The following is a 14,618-nucleotide window of genomic DNA, read 5'->3' on the forward strand; positions in this document are numbered from 1 at the left end:
TCCTGCGGCGGCGCCTTGGTTGACGCGGCCGCCGGCCCCCCCACCTATTTCGACGTTTTCCTCGTGGTGGTTCCATAAAACCCCGCCGGGCCGGGGGGCCCCCCGGGGCGCGGGGCCCCCCACGGCCATATCCACGGAATCAGCCATGACCGCACATCAGACTCGCGGACTCGGGGCAGGGGAGCGCTTCAGCCGTTGGGCGGACCGACACCGCAAGTGGCTGTTCGCCGGCCCGGCCATCGTCTTCACGACGCTCCTGCTCATCATCCCCCTCGCCTGGACGCTGTTTCTCAGCTTCACCGATGCCAAGCGATCGGTACGACGCGACTTCGACTTCATCGGCGCCGGGAACTACGTCGAGGCACTCACGGACACCGAGCGTTTCTGGCCCGCAGTGTGGCGGACCTTCGCCTTCACCGCTGGGGCTCTCACATTCGAACTCATCCTCGGCATGATCATCGCGCTGCTGCTGTGGAAGCCCTTCCGCGGTCAAGGCGTGGTGCGAACGGTCGTCCTGCTGCCGTTGGTGGCCACGCCGGTGGCCGTCGGCATGATGTGGCGTCTACTGTTCGAACCGAACATCGGCTTCGTCAACGAGATGCTCTCGTGGGTCGGCATCCCGCCGCAGCCGTGGCTCGCCGACCCGGCGACGTCGCTGGCGACGCTGACCTTCGTCGACATCTGGCAATGGACTCCGATGGTCGCCCTGATCCTGCTCGCGGGCCTCACCAGCCTGTCCGATGAGCCGCAGGAAGCCGCGCGCGTCGACGGAGCGAACGGCTGGCAGCGCTTCTGGTACGTCACCGCGCCCCTGATGCGGCCCGTGATCATCGCCGCCGTCCTGCTGCGCGGTATCGACGCGCTCAAGACCTTCGACATCCTGTACGCCACGAAGGGCAAGGGCGGAGGCGCCTTCCACGACGTCGAGACTCTGAACGTGTACGCCTACGGGCTCAGCTTCGACTACAACGAGTACGGCCTCGCCTCAGCGGTGCTCATCATCTTCTTCCTGATCATCCTCGCGGTGATCTGGGTGCTGCAGATGCAGAGAAAGGCGAAGGAGTCATGACCGGCATCGCTGACACCCGCACGACCGTGACGGGATCCTCTGCTCCTCGCATCGCGAGACGCCGTCGGTTCCGGTGGTCCTCCGTCGGTCGATTCGCGGGGCTGGCGCTGATCGTGCTGGCGTTCCTCGGGCCGATCGTGTGGATGGTGATGGCGAGCTTCAAGCTCAACGTCCAGATCTACGACAACAGTCAGGCGTTCATCTTCGAACCGACGCTGGAGAACTACGGAACCGTCTTCGATCCGCGCCGTGGCAACTACCTGGTGTACATCTGGAACTCGTTCTTCGTCGCCTTCATGGCCACGGGGCTCTCGTTGATCCTGGCGGTCCCCGCCGCATACGCCATGAGTCGTTTCGTGATGAACAAGTCGTCTCTGGTGGTGCTGCTCGCGCGCATCATCCCGGGTGTGAGCCTGCTCGTGCCCTGGTACTTCATCTTCGCCCAGATGAAGCTGACCGGCGGGTACCTCCCGCTGATCCTGTCGCACATGTTCGTGTCGCTTCCGCTGATCCTGTACATCATGATGTCGTTCTTCGATCAGATGCCGGAGGAGCTGGAGGAATCCGCGCAGGTGGATGGGCTCACGGCGATCGGGGCGTTCTTCCGGATCGCCCTTCCGCTCTCGGTGCCGGGGATCGCGACGGCGACGATCCTGTCGTTCATCTTCTCGTGGAACAACTTCATGTTCGCGCTGGTGCTCTCCGGCAACGCGACCAAGACGCTTCCCGTGGCGATCTTCGACTTCATCGGGTACGCCTCGATCGATTGGGGCGCTCTGATGGCGGCATCCGTCGTCGTGACGACGCCGATCATGCTCATCGCGCTGTTCACGCAGCGCTACATCGTCTCCGGACTCACCGCAGGCGCGACGAAAGGGTGAAGATGACGCAGGACGCGACCACGGTCGTCGTGATGGGAGTGCAGGGAATCGGCAAGTCGACGATCGGCCGCCTGCTGGCGCAGCGGCTGGGGGTGCCGTTCGTCGACGGCGACGGGCTGCACCCCGAACGCAATGTCGAGTCGATGGCGGCGGGGATCCCCCTGACCGATGCCGATCGCGAGCCGTGGCTGCACATCGTCGGGGAGACGCTGGTCGCGCACAAGCCGGATGGCGGCGTCGTCGTCGCGTGCTCGGCGCTGCGCCGCGCCTATCGCGACCTGATCAGGTCGCACGACCCCGACGTGTATTTCGTCGAGCCGTGGGGACCGATCGAACTGGTCGCCGAGCGCGTCGGCGCGCGCACGCACGAGTACATGCCCGCCGCGCTTCTGCAATCGCAGTACGACACGCTCGAGCCCCTCGGCGAGGATGAGCACGGTGTGAGGATGAGCGTGATCGAGAGCCCGGAGGCCATCGTCGACGGGGTTGCCGCCGATCTCGCGGGCGTCGGAAGGAGCCGGGCGTGACCGCCACGATCTCGCGGGTCGAGTCCTTCCCCGTCGCTCCGCGGTGGCTCTTCGTGCGCATCGAGACCGGCGATGGCGCGGTGGGGTGGGGTGAAGCATCGCTGGAGGGGTACGGCGACGTCGTTCGTGCTGCGGTCGACCAGTTCGCCGAGTATCTGGTCGGCAGGGACCCCGGTCTCATCGAGGACCACTGGCAGGTGCTGACCAAGGGGCAGTTCTATCGCGGCGGGGCCGTGCTCGCGAGTGCGGTGTCGGGAGTCGATCAGGCGCTGTGGGACCTGAAGGGGAAACGGCTCGGCGTCCCCGTGCACGACCTTCTCGGCGGGGCGGTGCGCGAACGCATCCGTGCCTACGGCTGGGTCGGCGGCGACGATCCCTCCGAGGTGGCCGATCAGATTTCGGCGCAGATCGAGGTCGGGCTGACCGCCGTCAAGATGAACGCCTCAGGACGTATGGGGCGCAACGGATCGGTGTCCGAGCTCGACGGCGTGCTCGCGCGCGTCGCGAGTGCGCGCGCGGTGCTCGGTCCCGACCGCGACGTGGCGGTCGATCTGCACGGCCGCTTCTCGCTGGCGACCGCCCGGCGGCTCGCGCCGATGCTGGAGCCGTTGCATCCGTTCTTCATCGAGGAGCCGGTGGTCCCGGAGAACTCGCACGTGATCGGGCGGATGGTCGACGCGACGACGATACCGATCGCGACGGGGGAGCGACTCTACAACCGTCAGGAGTTCCTCCCGGTGCTCCAGGCCGGGATCGCGATCGCGCAGCCGGATCTGTCCCACGCGGGCGGCATCACCGAGGTGCGACGCATCGCGGCGCTCGCCGAGACCTTCGACGTGACGCTGGCGCCCCACTGCCCGCTGGGGCCGCTGGCGCTGGCGGCGTGCCTGCAGGTCGGCTTCGCGACCCCGAACTATCTCATCCAGGAGCAGTCGATCGGCATCCACTACAACAAGGGCGCCGAGGTGCTGGACTACGTCGCGGATACGAGGCCGCTGCGATTCGTCGACGGATCATTCGAGCGCCTCACCGGGCCGGGGCTCGGGATCGAGATCGACGAGCGAGCGGTGCGGGACGCCGCGTCACGGTGGACGACGTGGCAGAACCCCATCTGGCGCCATGCCGACGGATCCGTGGCGGAGTGGTGAGCGGAGCAGACGCCCGACTGCGCGATCGGCGCCGACACGACACGATGGCTGCGGTCATCAAGCACGGTGACGGCGTCGAGGGGATCGAGGTCGGGGAGATCGAAGTGCCTGTCGCCGTGCCCGGCCACGCCGTGGTCGCGACGATCGCAACCGGCATCTGCGGCACAGACGTGCACATCGCGCACGACGAGTACGCGCACGAGCGCCCTGTGGTCATGGGGCACGAGGTGCTCGGGCGGGTCGCCCGCGTGGGATCCGTCGACGACGACCACTGGATCGGCGCCCTGGTCGCCCTCGAGACGTACTTCTCCGCGTGCGAGCGCTGCGAGATGTGCCGTGCCGGACGTCGGAACCTCTGCGCGGATCGTCGCTCGATCGGTTCGTTCCGCAACGGCGGCTTCGCCTCCGAAGTGCTGGTGCCCGTGATCAACCTGCACCGGGTGCCGGACGCAGCCGGTGACATCGACGGCGTGCTGAGCGAACCGCTCGCGTGCGTGGCGCACTGTCTTCTGGATCCACCGGTCGTGCAGCCCGGCGACCGCGTGCTGGTCACGGGACCTGGCGCGATGGGGCAGCTCTCGGCTCAGGTCGCCCAGGCGTCCGGTGCGACCGTGACCCTCGCGGGATTGCCTGCGGACGCGGGGCGACTGTCCGTGGCGAGCGAGCTGGGCATCCGGACCACCATGGCGCCGGTGCCGGACGAAAGCTTCGACGTCGTCATCGAATGCTCCGGCGCTGAGCCGGCAGCTGCGGCAGCGCTGCGTGCAGTACGGCGCGGCGGCCGCTACGTCCAGGTGGGGATCTTCGGCCGGGACGTCACCGTGCCGCTCGATGCGGTGCTGTACAAGGAACTGACGGTCACGAGTGGTTTCGCATCCACCCCGGCGTCGTGGCGGGCGGCCATGCGGCTGGTCGAATCCGGCGCCGTCACGCTCGGTCCGCTCATCACCAGGCGGGTGGCGCTGACGGAATTCCACGACGCTCTGGATGCCGCAGCACGAGGCGAGGGCATCAAGACCGTGGTCTTGTCCTGAGAGCGCCGTTTCGCCGTGAGCGCACAGCGCAGTGCGATGTCCGCGGTGGGGGCTACGTTTGCGGCATGACCGAATCCGTCGTCATCCGTCCCGCAGCCATCGAAGAAGTCGCCGCAGCCGTGCGGCGCGCGAACAACGAGTCCCTCCCCGTCACCGTCGTCGCCGGCGGCCACGGGCCGTGGTCCCACGGCACAGCCCCCGGGCTGCGCATCGAACTCGCCGAGATCGCCGACATCACCGTCGAAGGAACGACCGTCCACGTCGGCGGGGGAGCCGTATGGGGCGACGTCGCCGCAGCCCTGGCCCCGCTCGGACTCACCATCAGCTCCGGCGACACCGCCACTGTCGGGGTCGGTGGGTTGTCGCTCGGCGGCGGCATCGGCTGGATGGTCCGGGCCTGGGGGCTCGCGATCGATCAGCTCATCGGCGCCCAGGTCGTCACGGCGACCGGCGACGTCGTCGAGGTCTCCGCGACCGAGAACGCCGATCTGTTCTGGGCGCTGCGCGGCGGCGGGGGCAACTTCGGCATCGTGACCCGGTTCGATTTCGCCGCGCACGCGCTCGACGGCATCGTGTTCGCGGAGAACGCTCTGGCTGCAGATCCGGTCGTGGTGCTGCGCACCGCGCGCGATGTCATGCGCGACGCGCCGCGCGAGCTCACCGTCACCTACATGGACGTCCCGGCGATGGACCCCAGCGCGCCGGCCGGAGCGAGTCTCAGCGCCGTCTGGGCGGGCACGGACGCCGATCGTCTGCGCGAGGCACTGGCACCGATCAGCGAGATCGACGGCGTCTCCACCGCGATCACGACCCCGGCCTATCGCGACATCCTGATGGTGCCGCCGACGCCGCCCGAGGGCGAGGAGCAGCTGCCCCCGGGATTCATCGGCGGCAACGGACTGTTCGCCCGGCTCGACGACGATCTCATCGATCGCCTCGTGGCGTTCCGCACCTCCTACCCGGCCTCGGTGGTGTTCCTGCGGTCGCTGGGCGGCGCATTCGGTGAGATCGAGCAGGAATCCACGGCATTCCCGGCTCGCGAGGCGACCTGGTTCGTGATGGCCGGTGCGTTCGACATCCCCGGGCTCGTCGATGACGATGCGCGGGCGAGGATCCTCGCGGACTGGAAGCAGATCGAGCAGGGGCGCATCGCGGAATACGGAAACTTCGCCCCCACCGAGCGGCCGGAGGCCGTACCCGGCATGTTCACGAGCGAGGCGCACGCACGCCTCACCGAGATCAAGCGGGCTTGGGATCCGGAGAACCTGTTCCGGCGCAATCACAACATCGCGCCGTGAACGCAGAAGGGCCGGGAGCATGCGCTCCCGGCCCTTCTCGCCTCGTGCGGCGACGTATCAGTGCGTGTCTTCCGCTTCGATCTCGGTGCGGTCTCCCGACCACAGCGTGTGGAAGGTACCGTCCTTGTCGATGCGCTTGTAGGTGTGCGCGCCGAAGAAGTCGCGCTGCCCCTGGACGAGCGCGGCCGGCAGGCGGTCGGCGCGGATGCCGTCGTAGTACGACAGCGACGACGAGAACGCCGGTGCCGGGATGCCGGCCTGCGCGGCCGCGACGACGACGCGGCGCCACGCGGCCTGGGCGCGGGTGATCGCTTCGGCGAAGTACGGCGCGGTCATCAGGACTGTCAGGTCCGGGGTCTCGGCGTAGGCGTCGGCGATGCGGTTGAGGAACTGGGCGCGGATGATGCAGCCGGCGCGCCAGATCTTCGACACGGCTCCGAGGTCGATGGTCCAGTCGTACTCGGCGGCACCGGCGCGGATCTCGTCGAAGCCCTGCGAGTACGCGACGATCTTCGAGGCGTACAGCGCGAGGCGGACGTCTTCGATGAAGGCGGCTTCGTCGGCGACGCTGAACGCCTCGTCGGGTCCGGGCAGTCCGCCGGCGACGGCGCGCTGCTCGGGGTGGCTGGACAGCGACCGGGCGAAGGTCGCTTCGGCGATGCCGGAGACCGGAACGCCGAGCGAGAGCGCGGTCTGCACGGTCCACGCTCCGGTTCCCTTGGCGCCGGCCTGGTCGAGGATGACGTCGACGAGGGGCTTGCCGGTCTCGGCATCCACCTGGCGCAGCACCTCGGCGGTGATCTCGATGAGGTAGGACTCCAGCTCGCCCGTGTTCCACTCGGCGAAGATGTCGGCGATCTCGGCCGGGGACTTGCCGGTGCCGCGGCGGATCAGGTCGTACGCCTCGGCGATGAGCTGCATGTCGGCGTACTCGATGCCGTTGTGCACCATCTTCACGAAGTGGCCCGCGCCGTCGTGGCCGATGTGCGTGACGCACGGCTCGCCCTCGGCGACCGCGGCGATGGACTTCAGAATCGGGCCGAGAGTGACCCAGGACTCGTCAGAGCCGCCGGGCATGATCGACGGGCCCAGCAGGGCACCCTCTTCGCCGCCGGAGATGCCGGCGCCGACGAAGTTGATGCCGGTCTCGCGGACGGCCTTCTCGCGGCGGATGGTGTCGGGGAAGTATGCGTTACCGCCGTCGACGATGATGTCGCCCGGCTCGAACACCTCCACCAGTGCGTTGATCACGGCATCCGTGGGGCCGCCGGCCTTGACCATGATGATCGCGGTGCGGGGCTTCTGCAGCGAGTCCGCGAACTCCTGGTAGGTCTTCGCGGGGACGAAGCCCGCCTCGGGGTGGGCATCGAGGACGGACTGCGTCTTCTCGTAGCTGCGGTTGAAGATCGCCACCGTGTTGCCCTCGCGGCTGGCGAGGTTGCGGGCGAGGTTCGAACCCATGACGGCGAGTCCGACGACTCCGATGTTTGCCTGACCGGCAGAGGACATTGATGCACCTTCCGTGAGGGGGATCGCCCGGGCGCTTCACAGCGCAGATCCGGACGCTTTCAGATTACTCGGATGCGGTCGCGCACAACGCCCGCGTTACCTTGTGAGGCTCAGTCCTTGCGGTAGCCGGAGCGCCCCATCGCGAACAGGGCCCCGAAGGTGAACACACCGGCGCAGACGGCCATGGCGCCGATGAGCCAGGCGATCGCGTGAGAGAGGAAGGCGCCATCGAGCATTGCAGGACTCCAGGTTCGTGGGATCGGGACGGAAAAGTCGAGTGTCTTCAGCCTACCGGTGCATCGGGTACGATTGAGTGGTTCCTCGGCGAGGGATGCTTCGCGTGCGCGGCATCCGTAATCGACGCGGCGAAGCTGTCCTCGTGGCTGATTTCCTCGCGTCTGTACTCGAGAAGCCGAACTCAAGACCACCACGCGGCCTTCGCCGTGTGCCCCGAAGGAGAACCAATGTCTGACGACACCAAGGTCACCGCCGAGCTGCGCGACAGCTTCGGCAAGGGCTTCGCCCGCCGCCTGCGCGCTGCAGGAAAGATCCCCGCCGTCCTGTACGGCCACGGCACGGACCCGGTGCATGTCGCACTGCCCGGGCACCAGGTCGCGCTGATCATCCGTCGCGCCAACGCGCTGCTCGAGCTCGAGATCGACGGCAAGCAGCACCTCGCACTGGTCAAGGATGTCCAGAAGGACCCCGTGCACCAGATCATCGAGCACATCGACCTCCTGGTCGTGAAGAAGGGCGAGAAGATCCAGGTCGACGTCCCGATCGTCGTCACGGGCGAGTCGTTCGCCGGCACGATCGTCAACCTCGAGAACACGACGCTCGCCGTCGAAGCCGAGGCGACTCACATCCCGGTGAACTTCGAAGTCTCGGTCGAGGGACTCGAAGAGGGTGCGCACATCACGGCCGCCGACGTCACCCTGCCGAAGGGCTCGACGCTTCTCGCGGACCCCGAGCTGCTCATCGTCGCGATCTCGGTCCCGGCTGCCACTGAGGCCGCCGAGGAGACCGAGGGCGAGGCTGAGGCCGCAGGCGAGGCTTCCGAAGAGGCCGCAGCGGAGTAATTCCCTGACGGGACCGCTTCCGACAGAGGGGACACGAGCGATCGTGTCCCCTCTGTCATATTCTGACGACGTTCGAGAGGAGGCCGGCGTGGCGCACACGTGGCTGATCGTGGGATTGGGCAATCCAGGACCCCGTTACGAGACCACACGGCACAACATCGGACAGATGGTCGTCGACGAGCTCGCCCAGCGTCGCAGCGAGAGCTTCCGTGTGCACAAGGCCGGTGCCCGCGTCGTGGAGACCTGGCTCCGCCCCGGGGGAGACAAACTGGTGCTGGCGAAGCCGAACACCTTCATGAACGTGTCGGGGACGCCAGTGGCCGCGCTAACCCGGTTCTATTCGGTGCCGGCGGAGCGCGTCGTCGTCGTGCATGACGAGTTGGACATCCCGTTCGACTCGATCAAGCTCAAGATCGGCGGCGGACACGGTGGGCACAACGGCGTTCGCGACATCGCGAGCGCGCTGACGACGGCGGACTTCCCGCGCGTCCGCGTCGGGATCGGGCGCCCGTCGGGGCGCCAGGACCCCGCCGACTGGGTGCTCTCGCCGTTCGGTGGTGACGAACGCAAGAATCTGCCGATCCTGATCGCGGATGCCGCAGATGCCGTCGAGACCCTGCTTGCCGACGGGCTGCTCGCGGCACAGCAGAAGCATCACGCGCCCCGCTGAGGGCGTGCCGACCGCGGTCAGCCGCCGTAGAGCTCGGCCGAGCCGATGGCCGCGCCGATGCTGAGCGCGATGAAGACGGCGGTGAAGAAGATCACCGGTCCGATCACCGCGACGACGATCCCGGCGATGCCGACACCGCCCCCGCGTCGCTTGACGATCGCGATGATGCCGAGGACGATCGCGGCGATGCCCAGCACAGTCCCGGTCCAGAACGAGATCTCGGCCCACAGGACCTGATCGCGTGCCGGCGCCAGGAAGTCGAGCGAGTCCAGATCAGCGGAGGAGACGGGACCGAGAGCGCTCGGGATGCGCCGACCGACTTCCCAGGCGGCGACCGCACCGAGGATCGGGGTGACGACGGCTGCCGCGAGAGCCAGGATCAGAGCCAGGACTCCGGTGGTGCGCGCCTGGGGGGCCGGCGCCGTCGGTGCCTCGTACAGCCCCGCAGCGCTCTGGTACCCACCCGTCGGAGCCTGGTACGCGCCGACCGGAGCCTGGTACGCGCCGACCGGAGCCTGGTAGGCGGGAGCTGCGTCACCCCACGTGCGGTTCGGAACAGCGAAAGCGTCGGGTGCAGGGCGTCCACCGGGCGCCGGGTATGCGCCGGGGGCCCGGGTCCCGTCTGAACCATCCGCGCGTGGTGCCGGAGGCACGGGCGGGGGTGCGGGTGGGCGGAAGCCGTCGGACTGCTGCGGGTCTGTCACGCCCCCATCCTACGGTCTCGCCTCGCCGATCACCCGCGACCAGCACGCTCGGAAACGGGTCAGATCCGGCGCAGCAGCCCGACCTTGTCGTACACGTCCGCGAGGGTCGCATCCGCGACGGCGTCCGCCTTGGCGGCGTTCACGGCCAGGATGCGGTCCAGCTCGGCCGGGTCGTCGAGCAGTTCGAGAACGCGGGTGCGCACGGGTTCGAACTCGCTGACGACGACCTCCGCGAGTCCCTTCTTGAAGTCTCCGTAGCCACGACCGGCGTACTCGTCCTCGATGGCGGCGACCTGCCGCCCCGTCAGCGCTGCGTAGATCGTGAGCAGGTTGGAGACACCGGGTTTGCTCTCGCGGTCGAAGCGCACGCTGCCGTCGGCATCCGTGACGGCGCGCATGATCTTCTTGGCTGTCTTCGCCGGGTCATCCAGCAGCCACAGCACGCCGGCGTCGCTCTCCGCGGATTTCGACATCTTCGACGTCGGGTTCTGCAGGTCGTAGATGCGCGCGGTCTCCTTCTGGATCACCGGTACCGGCACGACGAAGGCCTCGCCGAACCGCGAGTTGAAACGCTCTGCGAGGTCGCGCGTGAGCTCGACATGCTGCTTCTGGTCGTCGCCGACCGGGACCACATCGGTCTGGTACAACAGGATGTCGGCCGCCATCAGCACCGGATACGTGAACAGCCCGACCGATGTCGCATCCGCTCCGTACCGCGCTGACTTGTCCTTGAACTGCGTCATCCGACCGGCCTCGCCGAAGCCGGTGATCGTGGAGAGGATCCACGCCAGTTCGGCGTGCGCCCGCACGTGCGACTGCACGTACAGTGTCGACAGCGACGGCTCGATACCGGCGGCGATGTACTGCGCGGCCGTGCGGCGCGTCTTCTCGCGAAGTTCCTTCGGATCCTGAGCGACGGTCAGCGCATGCAGGTCGACGACGGAGAAGTACGCGTCGTAGGAGTTCTGCAGGTCTCGCCACTGCAGCAGCGCCCCGATGTAGTTGCCGATCTGGAGGGAGTCGGCTGAGGGCTGCATTCCGGAGTACAGGCGAGGTTTCGTCACAGTGTCAATCCTAGGGCGGCGGTGGAGGTGTCTCGACGGCGTTCACGCACTCGGGCCCGAGACACGCGTGTTCAGGGCACGCATCTGCCAGGCGTACACGGCGACGGCCAGCGTCGTCATCGCGTAGATGACCACAGCCTGCAGCGCGAAAGCCGGGTAGTCGATGAGCCACGGCGACTGGCTCGGATCGGTCGCGAAGGCCGGATTGTCGTGGACATGCGGCACCGCCTGTGCGAGCGCGTAGCCGATGATCTGCCCGATCGCGTAGACGCCGATCCCTGCCGAGAGCGCGAGAACCGATCGGCCCGTGCGACGCCGCCACAGCGCTCCGGTGGCCCTGAGGGCGCTGCGCGGTCTCCATCCGGGTGCGGGCGCCAGCCAAGCGGACATCAGGGGAGCGCACACGAATGCCGCAACGATCAGGATGAGCAGAACCCCGACACCGATCATCAGCGAAGAGGAGCTCCCTGCGCGGCTGCGCATGAGCTGCGGCACGAGCAGCAGAACAAGGATCGGCAGACAGGCGATGAGACAGGCGAGCCATGTGCGCCAGAGGTTTCCGATGTTCACTCGAGCAAGACTGGCGGACGCCGCGCCCGTTGCACACAGGGAGAACCCGCGCGCTGTTTCGGGAAAACCCGAGAGCGGACGTCAGTAGCGGTAGTCCACCACGACGGGAGCGTGGTCGCTCCAGCGCTGGTCGTAGGACGCCGCGCGCGCCACATGATACGAATCCACGCGCTCCGCGAGGGCGGGGGTGGCGAGGTGATAGTCGATCCGCCACCCGGAGTCGTTGTCGAAGGCCTTGCCTCGCATCGACCACCACGTGTACGGACCGTCGACCTCCCCGTGGAAGCGGCGACCGACGTCGATCCAGCCCATGCCGGTGACCGTCGTGCCGTCGGCGGCCTCGAGTCGGGCGCCGACGTCGCCGAGGAAGCGATCGAAGTACGCCCGTTCGCGAGGAAGGAACCCGGCTTTCTTGCGATTGCCGCGCCAGTTCTTGATGTCGAGCTCGCGGTGCCCGACATTGAGGTCGCCGGTGACGAGCGCGAGAGAGCCGTCGGCGCCCAGTTCGCCGAGACGCGTGCCGAACGAATCCAGGAAGCGCCACTTCTCGTCCTGCTTGGGGGTGTCGGCCTCGCCGGAGTGCACGTAGGCGCTCACGACGGTCAGAGGCTGGTCGCCGAGCAGGAAATCGCCCTCGATCCACCGTCCTCGCGAATCGAAGTCGTCGGGGCCGAGGGTGGTGCGAACCGCGATGGCGGGGGTGCGGCTCGCGATCGCGACGCCTGCGCGACCCTTGGCCGTCGCTTCATCATGGATGATCGACCAGCCGGGCAATGCTGCTTCGAGATGTTCGTCCTGCCCGCGCACCTCTTGAAGCGTCAGGATGTCGATGTCCGCGGCATCCAGCCAGGTGTTCATGCCGTTGCGGGCGGCTGCCCTGATCCCGTTGACATTGACCGAGGCGATACGCAGATGAGGCATGTCCTCAGCCTATCTGCGGCGTCGGACATCCTTCTCGGCACCGTTGGCGCCGTCGCCGCTGGAAGTGCTCACGGCGGTCGTGCGGTGATCCTCGACCGGGGCCGCCGCCGATGCTCGTACGCGCCGCTGCGGCGGCGGAGGCGTTGCGGCTTCGACCTGCTCGAGCTCGTCCTGCGCCTCGCGAACGGCGCGGTCCGCCGCCCAGATCCTGTACCACGGCGCGGTTGCGCGCGCCTCCTGCGCAGTGCGCAACCGGACCTGGGCCGCGATCAGCAGCGCCCTGTGCTCGGCGGCCAGTCGCTCGGCCTCCGACTGGGGCAACAGGGCGACGTGGTTGTCCTGCGCTGCGACGGCGATCCAGGAGGCCGCGACGAGCAGCACGATTCCGATCAGACGGAACCACAACAGCATCACGATGAACACCGCGAACGTCGCCAGCAGCGGGTTCGAGGGCGTGTAGCCGAGGAAGAGACCGAAGCCGAGCTGCAGCACGGAGGTGGCGGCGGCACCGAGCAGCGCGCCAGGCATGATGCGACGCCAGGTGAGCTGCGTGCCGGTGAGGAAGCGGAACAGACCTGCCAGCAACAGGGTGTTCACGACGTAGAGGATCCCGATCGTGACCAATCGGACGGTGAGTGACGAGATCGTGGTCGCATCGCCGAGCCCGATCAGCGTGAAGGCGAGCTCCAGTGCCCACGTGCCGATCGTGCCGAGCGCGGTGCCCAGTACGAGGCCGGCGCCGAAGACGACCGCGGCGAGGAAGTCCAGGCTCTTCAGGAGGAAGTAATTGCGTCGATCCGGTGGGATCCCGAAGACCCCGCGGACGGCGCGGCGGGCGAACGAGATCGCCCCGACCGCCGTCCAGATCAGCGTGCCGAGCGCGATCGCACCCGTGATGCTGAGGGTGGTGCCTGTGCTGTCGGCCACGATCTCGTGCACCTGATCCGGGGTGGCCAGGCCGTTCTCGCCGATGAGCCCTGGGACGTAGTTGTTGATGACGTTGATGAGTCCGTCGATGGCTTCTTCGCTGCCGCCGAGCCAGAGCCCGGCGATCGCGAACACCACGTAGACGGCGGCGAAAGCCGCGAAGAGCGCCTGATAGCTCACTCCGGCGGCGAGGAGGAACCCCTCATGCTGGAGGAAGTGACGCCACACCCGTACGGGGAACCATTCGAGGGTGCGCTGCGTGAGCGCGGTCGCGCGCGAGAGGGGCTCCTCGAAACGCTCTCGCAGGTTGTCCTGCGTCTGCTCCCAACGCGCCCGGAGATGCTCTTCCTCGCGGGCCGCGATGTCAGCCGCGCCGCGCTGTGCGCGCGCGTCGCCCTGGGACGTCGGCGTGCTCTCTGGGCGGCTCACCCTGTCAGGTTAGCGAAGCGTCACGGGCGGCCGCGCAGGACCGCCTGCTTGACCTCGGCGATCGCCTTGGTCACCTCGATGCCGCGGGGGCATGCCTCGGAGCAGTTGAAGGTCGTGCGGCAGCGCCACACGCCCTCCTTGTCGTTGAGGATGTCGAGGCGGACGCCGGCGTTGTCGTCGCGCGAATCGAAGATGAAACGGTGCGCGTTCACGATCGCCGCCGGGCCGAAGTACTGTCCGTCGGTCCAGAACACGGGGCAGGACGACGTGCACGCGGCGCACAGGATGCACTTGGTGGTGTCGTCGAAGATCGCACGATCCGCGATGGACTGCGTGCGCTCCTTGCCCTTCTCGGGCGACGAGCTGGCGACGAGGAACGGCTGCACCTCTCGGTACGACGCGAAGAACGGCTCCATGTCGACGATGAGGTCCTTCTCCAGCGGCAGACCCTTGATGGCCTCGACATAGATCGGCTTGGAGATGTCCAGGTCCTTGATCAGCGTCTTGCAGGCCAGTCGGTTGCGGCCGTTGATGCGCATGGCGTCAGAGCCGCAGATGCCGTGCGCGCAGGAACGGCGGAAGCTCAGCGAGCCGTCGACCTCCCACTTGATCTTGTGCAGTGCGTCGAGGACGCGGTCGGTGGAGTACAGCTCCACGTCGTAGTCGACCCAGTGCGGCTCGGCGTCGTTCTCAGGGTCGAACCGACGGATGATGAAGGTCACCAGGAAGGACTGGACTTCCGAGTCAGCGGAATCGGCGGCAGGCGCCTCTGCGACAGCGGTGGACAT

Annotated in this window: 16 protein-coding genes; 8 read left to right on the top strand and 8 right to left on the bottom strand. The window is 67.7% G+C overall.

What is annotated here, in order from left to right:
* The first annotated feature begins 145 nt into the window (after positions 1-145).
* From ACFCYE_RS13105 to ACFCYE_RS13130, 6 genes are all read left to right on the top strand, one after another.
* On the top strand, positions 146-1,069 hold the full coding sequence (locus tag ACFCYE_RS13105) for a carbohydrate ABC transporter permease (protein ID WP_376179342.1): 924 nt from the start codon (positions 146-148) through the stop codon (positions 1,067-1,069).
* Positions 1,066-1,950, top strand: a complete 885-nt coding sequence (locus ACFCYE_RS13110) for a carbohydrate ABC transporter permease (protein ID WP_376179344.1) — start codon at positions 1,066-1,068, stop codon at positions 1,948-1,950. The genes ACFCYE_RS13105 and ACFCYE_RS13110 overlap by 4 nt, the downstream gene beginning before the upstream one ends.
* Positions 1,951-1,952: 2 nt before the next feature.
* Positions 1,953-2,477 (top strand): gluconokinase, encoded by a 525-nt coding sequence (locus ACFCYE_RS13115; RefSeq protein WP_376179346.1) that lies wholly within the window; start codon positions 1,953-1,955, stop codon positions 2,475-2,477.
* On the top strand, positions 2,474-3,625 hold the full coding sequence (gene dgoD, locus ACFCYE_RS13120; protein WP_376179348.1) for a galactonate dehydratase: 1,152 nt from the start codon (positions 2,474-2,476) through the stop codon (positions 3,623-3,625). Before ACFCYE_RS13115 ends, dgoD begins: the two co-directional genes overlap by 4 nt.
* Complete coding sequence (locus tag ACFCYE_RS13125; protein WP_376179350.1) at positions 3,622-4,659, top strand: zinc-binding dehydrogenase; 1,038 nt, start codon at positions 3,622-3,624, stop codon at positions 4,657-4,659. Before dgoD ends, ACFCYE_RS13125 begins: the two co-directional genes overlap by 4 nt.
* Before the next feature lie 65 nt (positions 4,660-4,724).
* Positions 4,725-5,957 (top strand): FAD-binding oxidoreductase, encoded by a 1,233-nt coding sequence (locus ACFCYE_RS13130; protein WP_376179352.1) that lies wholly within the window; start codon positions 4,725-4,727, stop codon positions 5,955-5,957.
* Between the two features lie 57 nt (positions 5,958-6,014).
* Here the strand turns inward: ACFCYE_RS13130 and gndA are convergent, their stop codons facing one another.
* Together gndA and ACFCYE_RS13140 are read right to left on the bottom strand one after the other, a co-directional pair.
* On the bottom strand, positions 6,015-7,466 hold the full coding sequence (gene gndA / locus ACFCYE_RS13135; protein WP_376179354.1) for an NADP-dependent phosphogluconate dehydrogenase: 1,452 nt from the start codon (positions 7,464-7,466) through the stop codon (positions 6,015-6,017).
* A gap of 110 nt (positions 7,467-7,576) precedes the next feature.
* Positions 7,577-7,702, bottom strand: a complete 126-nt coding sequence (locus ACFCYE_RS13140) for a hypothetical protein (protein WP_264155316.1) — start codon at positions 7,700-7,702, stop codon at positions 7,577-7,579.
* A gap of 228 nt (positions 7,703-7,930) precedes the next feature.
* Here ACFCYE_RS13140 and ACFCYE_RS13145 point away from each other — a divergent pair, with 228 nt between their 5' ends.
* The gene (locus ACFCYE_RS13145; RefSeq protein ID WP_376179356.1) at positions 7,931-8,545 is read left to right on the top strand and encodes a 50S ribosomal protein L25/general stress protein Ctc; all 615 of its coding nucleotides are present in this window, start codon (positions 7,931-7,933) and stop codon (positions 8,543-8,545) included.
* Between the two features lie 88 nt (positions 8,546-8,633).
* Positions 8,634-9,215 (top strand): aminoacyl-tRNA hydrolase, encoded by a 582-nt coding sequence (gene pth, locus ACFCYE_RS13150; protein WP_376179358.1) that lies wholly within the window; start codon positions 8,634-8,636, stop codon positions 9,213-9,215.
* A 17-nt stretch (positions 9,216-9,232) separates the two neighbouring features.
* Here the strand turns inward: pth and ACFCYE_RS13155 are convergent, their stop codons facing one another.
* From ACFCYE_RS13155 to ACFCYE_RS13180, 6 genes are all read right to left on the bottom strand, one after another.
* The gene (locus tag ACFCYE_RS13155) at positions 9,233-9,919 is read right to left on the bottom strand and encodes a hypothetical protein (protein ID WP_376179360.1); all 687 of its coding nucleotides are present in this window, start codon (positions 9,917-9,919) and stop codon (positions 9,233-9,235) included.
* 59 nt (positions 9,920-9,978) lie between these two features.
* Positions 9,979-10,983, bottom strand: a complete 1,005-nt coding sequence (gene trpS / locus ACFCYE_RS13160) for a tryptophan--tRNA ligase (RefSeq protein WP_376179362.1) — start codon at positions 10,981-10,983, stop codon at positions 9,979-9,981.
* 42 nt (positions 10,984-11,025) lie between these two features.
* Positions 11,026-11,553: a hypothetical protein gene (locus ACFCYE_RS13165; protein WP_376179364.1), complete on the bottom strand. Its 528-nt coding sequence runs from the start codon at positions 11,551-11,553 to the stop codon at positions 11,026-11,028.
* Between the two features lie 81 nt (positions 11,554-11,634).
* The gene (locus ACFCYE_RS13170) at positions 11,635-12,474 is read right to left on the bottom strand and encodes an exodeoxyribonuclease III (protein ID WP_376179366.1); all 840 of its coding nucleotides are present in this window, start codon (positions 12,472-12,474) and stop codon (positions 11,635-11,637) included.
* Positions 12,475-12,483: 9 nt separating this feature from the next.
* Complete coding sequence (locus ACFCYE_RS13175; RefSeq protein WP_376179368.1) at positions 12,484-13,830, bottom strand: YhjD/YihY/BrkB family envelope integrity protein; 1,347 nt, start codon at positions 13,828-13,830, stop codon at positions 12,484-12,486.
* 20 nt (positions 13,831-13,850) lie between these two features.
* A complete protein-coding gene (locus ACFCYE_RS13180; protein ID WP_376179370.1) occupies positions 13,851-14,618 on the bottom strand; it encodes a succinate dehydrogenase iron-sulfur subunit in 768 nt (255 codons plus the stop codon).

It is taken from the genome of Microbacterium sp. NPDC056234 (genome assembly GCF_042267585.1).
Classification (GTDB): Bacteria; Actinomycetota; Actinomycetes; order Actinomycetales; family Microbacteriaceae; genus Microbacterium.

What these genes read in the sequence shown, in the direction of transcription:
- ACFCYE_RS13130 (WP_376179352.1), top strand. Translation starts at nt 4,725, where the DNA reads ATGACCGAATCCGTCGTCATCCGTCCCGCAGCCATCGAAGAAGTCGCC.
- ACFCYE_RS13140 (WP_264155316.1), bottom strand. Translation starts at nt 7,702, where the DNA reads ATGCTCGATGGCGCCTTCCTCTCTCACGCGATCGCCTGGCTCATCGGC.
- ACFCYE_RS13145 (WP_376179356.1), top strand. Translation starts at nt 7,931, where the DNA reads ATGTCTGACGACACCAAGGTCACCGCCGAGCTGCGCGACAGCTTCGGC.
- ACFCYE_RS13170 (WP_376179366.1), bottom strand. Translation starts at nt 12,474, where the DNA reads ATGCCTCATCTGCGTATCGCCTCGGTCAATGTCAACGGGATCAGGGCA.
- ACFCYE_RS13180 (WP_376179370.1), bottom strand. Translation starts at nt 14,618, where the DNA reads ATGTCCACCGCTGTCGCAGAGGCGCCTGCCGCCGATTCCGCTGACTCG.
- ACFCYE_RS13105 (WP_376179342.1), top strand. Translation starts at nt 146, where the DNA reads ATGACCGCACATCAGACTCGCGGACTCGGGGCAGGGGAGCGCTTCAGC.
- ACFCYE_RS13115 (WP_376179346.1), top strand. Translation starts at nt 1,953, where the DNA reads ATGACGCAGGACGCGACCACGGTCGTCGTGATGGGAGTGCAGGGAATC.
- ACFCYE_RS13110 (WP_376179344.1), top strand. Translation starts at nt 1,066, where the DNA reads ATGACCGGCATCGCTGACACCCGCACGACCGTGACGGGATCCTCTGCT.
- gndA (WP_376179354.1), bottom strand. Translation starts at nt 7,466, where the DNA reads ATGTCCTCTGCCGGTCAGGCAAACATCGGAGTCGTCGGACTCGCCGTC.